6 protein-coding genes and 1 pseudogene are annotated in these 9,074 nt (G+C 67.9%); 6 read left to right on the forward strand and 1 reads right to left on the reverse strand.

All coding sequences use genetic code 11. The annotated features are described in order from the left end of the window. Positions 1–219, reverse strand: a pseudogene (locus ACFOWZ_RS43330) (LacI family transcriptional regulator); the annotation flags it as partial. A gap of 203 nt (positions 220–422) precedes the next feature. On the opposite strand from ACFOWZ_RS43330, the gene ACFOWZ_RS43335 reads away from it, so the two are divergent. The 6 genes from ACFOWZ_RS43335 to ACFOWZ_RS43360 form a co-directional block, all read left to right on the forward strand. Beyond that, on the forward strand, positions 423–2,900 hold the full coding sequence (locus tag ACFOWZ_RS43335) for an alpha-L-arabinofuranosidase C-terminal domain-containing protein (protein WP_382379817.1): 2,478 nt from the start codon (positions 423–425) through the stop codon (positions 2,898–2,900). Beyond that, positions 2,897–4,336 (forward strand): family 43 glycosylhydrolase, encoded by a 1,440-nt coding sequence (locus tag ACFOWZ_RS43340; RefSeq protein ID WP_382379818.1) that lies wholly within the window; start codon positions 2,897–2,899, stop codon positions 4,334–4,336. Before ACFOWZ_RS43335 ends, ACFOWZ_RS43340 begins: the two co-directional genes overlap by 4 nt. 83 nt (positions 4,337–4,419) lie before the next feature. Further along, complete coding sequence (locus tag ACFOWZ_RS43345) at positions 4,420–5,433, forward strand: LacI family DNA-binding transcriptional regulator (RefSeq protein WP_382379819.1); 1,014 nt, start codon at positions 4,420–4,422, stop codon at positions 5,431–5,433. A gap of 283 nt (positions 5,434–5,716) precedes the next feature. Further along, a complete protein-coding gene (gene araB / locus ACFOWZ_RS43350) occupies positions 5,717–7,399 on the forward strand; it encodes a ribulokinase (protein WP_382379820.1) in 1,683 nt (560 codons plus the stop codon). Next, positions 7,399–8,052 (forward strand): L-ribulose-5-phosphate 4-epimerase, encoded by a 654-nt coding sequence (locus tag ACFOWZ_RS43355; protein WP_382379821.1) that lies wholly within the window; start codon positions 7,399–7,401, stop codon positions 8,050–8,052. Before araB ends, ACFOWZ_RS43355 begins: the two co-directional genes overlap by 1 nt. Positions 8,053–8,069: 17 nt before the next feature. Then, a partial coding sequence (locus ACFOWZ_RS43360) for an L-arabinose isomerase family protein (protein WP_382379822.1) occupies positions 8,070–9,074 on the forward strand: 1,005 nt, incomplete at its 3' end.

Below are 9,074 nucleotides of genomic sequence, written 5' to 3' on the forward strand. Positions count from 1 at the left end.
GAACTTCAGGTCGATCCCCGCGGCCTTGGCCTCGTCCTGGATCGACTTGGTGTTGGCGGTGCGCCAGCCGCTCTCGGCACCCACCTGGGCGAAGCCCATCGTGATCGTGTCGCCACCCGACGACCCGTTACCGGTACCGGTACCACCAGAACCAGAACCGCACGCGGTCAGAGCGCACAGCGCGATCACGCTGGCGGCTGTCGTGATCTTCTTCAGCACAGGAATTCCTCCGAGGTGACTACGGTGTCGCGGAGCCCGGCCACGTGCCCGCGGCTGTCAGGTGGCAAGAGTGAACGCTCACATCCGGCGCGTCAAGCATTCGGCCATAACGAGTTGCAACCGTTGACCTGATTCCATTGCGGTCGTATGTTAGCGCTCACTTTTCCTGCGAAGACACTTACGAACGCCGGGAGCTCTACTCCATGTCCCCCAGGCACGTTCTGCTGTCCGCCGCACTCGCGGCCTCCCTGCTGGCCGCCGTCCCCGGATCGGGCGCGGCGGTCGACACCGACTACACGCTCAAGGTCGACGCCACGAAGAAGGGCGCGTCGATCGACGACACCATGTACGGCGTCTTCTTCGAGGACATCAACCGGGCCGCTGACGGTGGCCTGTACGCCGAGCTCGTCCAGAACCGCTCGTTCGAGTACGACAAGGCCGACAACGCGAGCTACACACCGCTGACCGGATGGGCACCGCACAGCGGCACCGTAGACGTGATCGACGACAGCGGCCGGATGAACGAGCGCAACCGCCGTTACCTCGAGCTCGGCCTGCCCGCTGGCGTCATCAACTCGGGCTACAACTCCGGAATCGCCGTCCAGGAGGGACAGCGCTACGACTTCTCCGTCTGGGCGCGCACAGACCAGGCCGCGACGCCGCTGACCGCCACGATCACCGACCCGGCGGGCAACGCGCTGGGCGACCCGGTGAAGGTGCAGGTCAAAGGCGACGGCTGGACCCGCTACAGCGGCACGGTCCGCGCGAAGAAGTCCACGACGACCGGCCGGCTGCTGGTCACCGGTGACGGCGGCGGCACCCTGCGCCTGGACATGATCTCGCTGATGCCGCAGGACACCTTCAAAGGCCACGGCCTGCGCCGCGACCTGGCCGAGAAGATCGCCGCGCTCAAGCCCGGCTTCGTCCGGTTCCCCGGCGGCTGCCTGGTCAACACCGGCAGCCACTACGGCTACGACGCGCCGAACTACGAGCGCCGCCGTTCGTACCAGTGGAAGGACACGATCGGCCCAGTCGAGCAGCGTGCCACGAACTGGAACTTCTGGGGTTACAACCAGTCCTACGGCCTCGGCTACTACGAGTACTTCCAGTTCTCCGAGGACGTCGGCGCCATGCCGCTGCCCGTCGTGCCCGCGCTCGTCACCGGCTGCGGCCAGAACCGCGCCACCGACGACCCCGCGCTGCTGCAACGGCACATCCAGGACACGCTCGACCTCATCGAGTTCGCCAACGGTCCCGCCGACTCGGCGTGGGGCCGCAAGCGCGCCGAGATGGGGCACCCCAAGCCGTTCAAGCTCACGCACCTCGCGGTCGGCAACGAGGAGAACCTGCCCGACGAGTTCTTCGCCCGCTTCACCGAGTTCCGCAAGGCCATCAACGCCAAGTACCCGGACATCACCGTCGTCAGCAACTCCGGCCCCGACGACACCGGCGGCACGTTCGACCGCCTGTGGCAGCTCAACAAGCAGGCCGGCGTGAAGATGGTCGACGAGCATTACTACAACAGCCCGAGCTGGTTCCTGGAGAACAACAACCGCTACGACTCCTACGACCGCAACGGTCCGAAGGTGTTCCTCGGCGAGTACGCCTCTCAGGACAACAAGTTCTTCAACGCGCTGAGCGAAGCCGCGTTCATGACCGGCCTCGAACGCAACGCCGACGTCGTGAAGCTCGCCTCCTACGCGCCGTTGCTGTCCAACGAGGACTACGTGCAGTGGAAGCCGGACATGATCTGGTTCAACAACCACGCGTCGTGGGGATCGGCCAGCTACGAGACGCAGAAGCTGTTCATGAACAACGTCGGTGACGAGGTCGTGCCCAGCACGGCGTCGGCCACGCCGTCCACCCAGGCCCCGATCACCGGTGCGATCGGCCTCTCGACGTGGGCGACCGCCGCGAGCTACGACGACGTGCGCGTCACCAGCACGTCCGGCCAGCAGCTGTTCAACGACGACTTCTCCGGCACCGACGCGCAGTGGACGAAGACCGGCAAGGGCACCTGGAACGTCGTGAACGGCGCGTACGTCCAGTCCGACGCCGCCGCCGAGAACACGCTCGTGACCGCCGGCGACAAGAACTGGCACGACTACACCCTGAACCTCAAGGCCACCAAGCAGTCCGGCCGCGAGGGCTTCCTCGTCGCGTTCGGCGTGCAGGACACCGGCAACTACTACTGGTGGAACCTCGGGGGCTGGAACAACACCCAGTCCGCGGTGGAGAAGGCCGTCGGTGGTGGCAAGAGCACGCTGATGAGCAACAACACCAGCATCGAGACCGGCCGCACCTACGACGTGCGGGTCGAGGTGAAGGGACGCCACGTCGCGCTGTTCCTCGACGGGCAGAAGTGGGGCGAGTTCACCGACGACAAGCTGGCCGAGCCGTTCCGCCAGGTCGTCACCCGCGATCGCGCCACCGGTGAGCTGATCGTCAAGGTCGTCAACGCCCAGGACAACGCCGCCCGCACCAAGATCGACCTCGGTGTCCCGGTGGCGTCCACCGCGCGGGTCACCACCCTGCAGGGACGTCCGGACGACATCAACACCGAGTTCGTCCAGCCCATCAAGCCGCGCACGTCCCAGGTGAGCGTGCGCAGCTCCTTCAGCTACACGTTCCCGCCGAACTCCATCACGGTCTTCCGCGTCAAGGACAGGAGCCGCAAGTGATCGACCGCAGAACTCTGCTGCTGGGCACCGGTGGTGTTCTCGCCGCCACCGGCACGGTGTCGCTCGCGGCCTCCGCCCCTGTCGTGGCCGCGCCGGACGCACCGGCCGAGCTGCCCACCCGCAGCCCGCTCGTCGAGCAGCGCGCCGACCCGTTCATCACGCCGCCGACCGACGGCATGTACTACCTGACCGGGTCCGTGCCGGAGTACGACCGGATTGTCATCCGCGGCGCGTCCACCCTGGACGGCCTGAGTTCGGCGCGGGAACGCACGATCTGGCGCCGTCCGACGTCCGGCAGGATGGGCGGCTACATCTGGGCGCCGGAGCTGCACCGCATCGACGGCAAGTGGTACGTCTACTTCGCCGCCGGTGACAAGGACGAACCGTTCCGCATCCGCACCTACGTGCTGGAGTCCCCGAACGCCGACCCGCGCGCGGACGGCTGGGTGCTGCGGGGCCAGATCGTGACGCACCTGGACACGTTCACCCTGGACGCGACGACGTTCGCGCACCGCGGCAAGCGCTACTTCCTGTGGGCGCAGAACGACCCTGCCGTCGGCTCCGGCACCAACCTCTACATCGCCGAGATGGCCTCGCCGCTCGCGTTGAAGACCACGCCGGTGCGGATCGCCACGCCGACGGCGTCCTGGGAGGTGCAGGGCTTCCGGGTGAACGAGGGCCCGGCGGTGCTCATCCGCAACGGCCGGGTGTTCGTGACGTTCTCCGCGAGCGCCACCGACGCCCGGTACTGCATGGGCCTGCTGACCGCCGACGAGAACGCGAACCTGCTCGATGCGCGGTCGTGGACCAAGTCGCCGAACCCGGTGTTCGCGACCAACGCGCCGAGCTCGCAGTACGGGCCTGGGCACAACTCGTTCACGACCGTGGGCGACATGGACGTGCTGGTCTACCACGCGCGCGACTACCGCGACATCAACGGCGACCCGCTGTTCGACCCGAACCGGCACACCCGCGTGCAGCGCCTGCACTGGAACGCCGACGGCACACCGAGCTTCGGCGTCCCGGTCGGCAAGGGCGGCCCGATCTCGCGGCTGGCCACGTTGGACGGACTGCACGTGCGGCACTACGAGTACCAGCTGCGGGTGGACGGCAACGTCCGCGAGCTGGCCGACTCGCAGTTCCGGTTCGTACCAGGGCTTCTCGGTACGGGGACGGTCGCCCTGCAGTCGGTGAACTTCCCCGACCGGTACGTGCGGGCCGACGCGAACGGGGTCCGCATCGACCCGTTCGAGGACTCGGACGCGTACGGCAGGGCGACCAGCTTCACCCGGGTTCGAGGGCTCGCCGACGGCAAGGCGATTTCGTTGAATGTTGGAGCAGATTCTTATCTCATTCACGATCGGGGCAGACTGGTGGTCGGCAGACCCGGAAACGACCGCGACGCGCGCCGACGTGCGACGTTCCGGCTCGAGTAGGAGTCACAATGGGTCTGCTGAACCGAGGCTGACGGGTGTTATCGCTAACACTCTAGGTCTAGACCAAGGATCGGAGACCGTTCGTGGACCAGAAGACCACGCGTGACCCCGCGATGACCGACGTCGCCCGCCTGGCAGGGGTGTCCCACCAGACGGTTTCGCGCGTGCTCAACGACCATCCGAACGTTCGGGAGCAGACCCGGCTGCGGGTTCGCGCCGCCATCAAGGAGCTGGGCTACCGTCCGAACAGGGCAGCTCGTGCCCTGGTCACCGGCAAGACCTACCTGATCGGCGTGGTGGCGCAGAACTCGACGCTGTACGGCCCGGCCTCGCTGCTGTCCGCCTTCGAGGAGGCGGCGGGCGAGGCCGGGTTCGGCGTGAGCGTGGGCCGCGTCAAGGTCCTCGACCGCGACTCGATAGCGGCCGCCGTCGAACGCCACCGCGACCAGCGCGTGGCGGGCATCGTCGTGATCGCACCGAACTCGTCCGCCGCCGACGCGCTCGCCGACGTCCCCGCCGGCCTGCCCCTGGTGACTGTGGACGGTGACCCCGACCGGTCGACACCGCTGGTGACGGTCGACCAGGCGTCGGGGGCCTACGACGCCACCGAGCACCTCCTGAACGCCGGGCACGACACGGTGTGGCACGTCTCCGGTCCGACCGACTGGTTCGACGCGGCCGGTCGCGTGCAGGGCTGGCGCCGTGCGCTGGAGGCGGCCGGCAAGGAGGTGCCGCCGGTGATGGCCGCCGACTGGAGCGCGGCCTCCGGCTACAAGGCCGGGCAGATGCTGGCGAGGATGCCCGAGGTCACGGCGGTGTTCTGCTCGAACGACCACCTCGCCCTCGGCGTGCTGCGGGCGATGCACGAACGCGACAGGCGGGTGCCGCACGACGTGAGCGTGGTCGGCTTCGACGACGTGCCGGAAGCCGCGTACTTCATCCCGCCGCTCACGACCGTCCGCCCGGACTTCGCGGCGGTGGCGCGGGAGACGCTGGGGTTGTTGCTGGAGCAGGTGAGCGAGGGCGAGTCCGCGCAGCCGCGGCGGACCATCAAACCCGTCCTGGTGGCGCGGGACAGCGTGGCGCCGCCGGCGTGATCGCTGGGTGAGCTGCGCGTGGTCGATGAAGGGTTCCTTCATCCACCACGCGGGGCCAAGTCCCTGGCATGAACGGCGCATTTGTCGACCTCAGGTGCACAAATGCGCCGTTCATGGACGACGGAGTGAGCGATGACCACGACTCGCGTTCACGGTCGATCCTGCTCTGGCCGGGACGTCTTGTCATACGTTCACTCTCTTGGCCCACCCGCCCTCATCAAGGCTTTCACGACTTCTCCGCCCGTACTTGACGCGCCGAATGTTAGCGATAACACTCAGCGCCGTGACTGACAAGACGATCCATCCCGACGCCTGTGTGGTGGGCGTCGACTTCGGCACGTTGTCCGGCCGTGCGGTGGTGGTGCGCGTCCGTGACGGTGCCGAGCTCGGCACCGCGGTGCACGACTACAGCCACGGCGTGGTGGACGGAGTGCTGCCCGCGACGGGCCGCGCCCTGCCGCCGGAGTGGGCGCTCCAGGTCCCGAGCGACTACCTCGACGTCCTGCGGACCGCCGTCCCGCAGGCCGTGGCGGACGCCGGTGTCGCGCCGGAGCTCGTCATCGGGATCGGCACCGACTTCACCGCCTGCACGATGGTTCCAGTGACCGCCGACGGGACGCCGTTGTGCGACCTGCCGGAGTTCGCGGAGAACCCGCACGCCTACGTGAAGCTGTGGCGTCACCACGCCGCGCAGGGGCAGGCCGACCGGATCAACGACCTGGCGCACGACCGCAAGGAGTCGTGGCTTCCGCGTTACGGCGGGCTGATCTCGTCGGAGTGGGAGTTCGCCAAGGGCTTGCAGGTGCTGGAGGAGGCGCCTGAGGTCTACGCGGCGATGGAGCACTGGGTCGAGGCGGCGGACTGGATCATCTGGCAGCTCACCGGCCGGTACACGCGCAACGCCTGCACCGCCGGGTACAAGGGGATTCACCAGGACGGTGCGTACCCGAGCGAGGAGTTCCTCGCCGAGCTCAACCCCGCGTTCGCGACGTTCGTGGCGGACAAGCTGGACCACCCGTTGTCCGCGCTGGGCGACAAGGCCGGAACCCTGACCGCTGAAGCCGCCGAGTGGACCGGGTTGCCCGAGGGGATCGCGGTCGCGGTCGGCAACGTCGACGCGCACGTGACTGCTCCGGCGGCGCAGGCTGTGGAGCCGGGGCAGATGGTCGCGATCATGGGCACGTCGACGTGTCACGTGATGAGCGGTGATGTGCTGCGCGAGGTTCCGGGCATGTGCGGCGTCGTCGACGGCGGCATTGTGCCGGGGTTGTGGGGTTACGAGGCCGGGCAGAGCGGTGTCGGTGACATCTTCGCGTGGTTCGTGAAGAACCAGGTTCCGCCTGCCTACCACGAGCAGGCGGACGAGCGCGGCATCACGGTGCACGAACTCCTCACCGAACTCGCTGCCACGCAACGGGTTGGTGAGCACGGGCTGGTCGCGCTGGACTGGCACAGCGGCAACAGGTCCGTGCTCGTCGACCACGAGCTGTCCGGTGTGGTCGTCGGGCAGACGCTGGCCACGAAGGCCGAAGACATCTACCGGGCGCTCCTCGAGGCCACGGCGTTCGGCACGCGGGTCATCATCGACACCTTCACCGACGCCGGCGTGCCGGTCACCGAACTGGTGATCGCCGGTGGTCTGGTCAAGAACCGGTTGCTGATGCAGATCTACGCCGACGTCGTGAACCTGCCGCTCTCGATCATCGGGTCCGCCCAGGGGCCCGCGCTGGGTTCGGCGATGCACGCGGCGGTGGCCGCGGGGGCGTTCGAGGACATCCGCGAGGCCGCCGGGCACATGGGGTCGGTGCAGCGTCACGTCTTCACACCGATTCCGGAGAACGTCGAGGCCTACGAACGGCTGTTCCTCGACTACCTCGAGCTGCACGACTACTTCGGCCGCGGTGTCAACGACGTGATGCGCCGGCTGCGCAAGTTCCGCCGTGACGCACTGGAAGGGAAGAACTGATGTCGGTGACCTCGGAGCTGCGCCGCACGGTCGCCGATCTGCACCGCGAGCTGACCAAGTACGAACTGGTGATCTGGACCGCGGGCAACGTCTCCGCACGCGTGCCCGGCCACGAGCTGATGGTGATCAAGCCGTCCGGTGTGTCCTACGACCAGCTGGGGCCGGACGCGATGGTCGTGACCGACCTGCACGGCAAGCTCGTCGAGGGCGAGTTCGCGCCGTCGTCGGACACCGCCGCGCACGCCTACGTTTATCGGCACATGCCTGAGGTGAACGGGGTGGTGCACACGCATTCCCCTTACGCCACGGCGTGGGCGGCACGCGGCGAGCCGATTCCCTGTGTGCTGACGATGATCGCGGACGAGTTCGGCGGTGAGATCCCGGTCGGCCCGTTCGCGTTGATCGGCGACGACTCGATCGGCCGCGGCATCGTGGAAACCCTGCGCGGCAGCAGGTCCCGGGCGGTGCTGATGCGCAACCACGGTCCGTTCACGGTCGGTCCGAGCGCGCGTTCGGCGGTGAAGTCCGCGGTGATGCTGGAGGACGTGGCACGCACCGTCCACTTCGCACTCCAGCTCGGCAAGGCCGAACCGATCGAACAGCACCACGTCGACCGGCTCTACCAGCGTTACCAGAACGTCTACGGGCAGTGAGCCCACGAGGAGAGAAGATGTCGTTCGCGGGCAAGCCCCAGGTCTGGTTCCTGACGGGCAGCCAGCACCTGTACGGCCCCGAGACGCTCGACCAGGTGGCCGCGCAGTCTCAGCAGATCCAGCGGATGCTCAGCGAGTCCGGCCGGATCAGCACCGAGATCGTGTGGAAGCCGGTGCTGACCGACGCGGCCGCGATCCGCGGGATCATGCAGGAGGCGAACAACGACCCGTCGTGCGTCGGTGTGATCGCGTGGATGCACACGTTCTCCCCGGCGAAGATGTGGATCACGGGACTGGACCTGCTGCGCAAACCGTTGCTGCACTTGCACACGCAGTTGAATGAGGCGCTGCCGTGGTCCACGATCGACATGGACTTCATGAACCTCAACCAGGCCGCGCACGGCGACCGGGAGTTCGCGTACATCCAGACGCGGATCGGCGTGGCCCGCAAGACGGTGGCGGGTCACGCGAGCGACCCGCACCTGGCCGAGCGCATCGACGGCTGGGCCCGCGCCGCTGCCGGTGTGGCGCACCTGCGGTCGTTGAAGCTGGCCCGGTTCGGCGACAACATGCGCGATGTCGCGGTGACCGAAGGCGACAAGGTCGAAGCCGAGCTCCGGTTCGGTGTCTCGGTCAACACCTACGGCGTCAACGACCTCGTAGAGAAGGTCGACGCCGTCGCTGACGCGGACATCGACCTGCTCGTGGCCGACTACGCCGAGACCTATCGGCTCGCTCCGGAACTCGGCCGCGGGGGAGACCGGCACGACTCGCTGCGGTATGCCGCGCGCATCGAGATCGGCTTGCGGTCCTTCCTGGACGAGGGCGGGTTCGGCGCGTTCACCACGAACTTCCAGGACCTCGGCGGACTGCGCCAGCTCCCGGGCCTCGCGGTGCAGCGGCTCATGGCCGACGGCTACGGCTTCGGCGGCGAAGGCGACTGGAAGACCTCCGCACTGCTCGCCGCCGTGAAGGCGATGGGCGTCGGCACGGGCCGCGGCACCTCGTTCATGGAGGACTAC

It is taken from the genome of Lentzea rhizosphaerae (assembly GCF_042649515.1).
In the GTDB taxonomy this organism is placed as follows: Bacteria; Actinomycetota; Actinomycetes; order Mycobacteriales; family Pseudonocardiaceae; genus Lentzea; species Lentzea aerocolonigenes.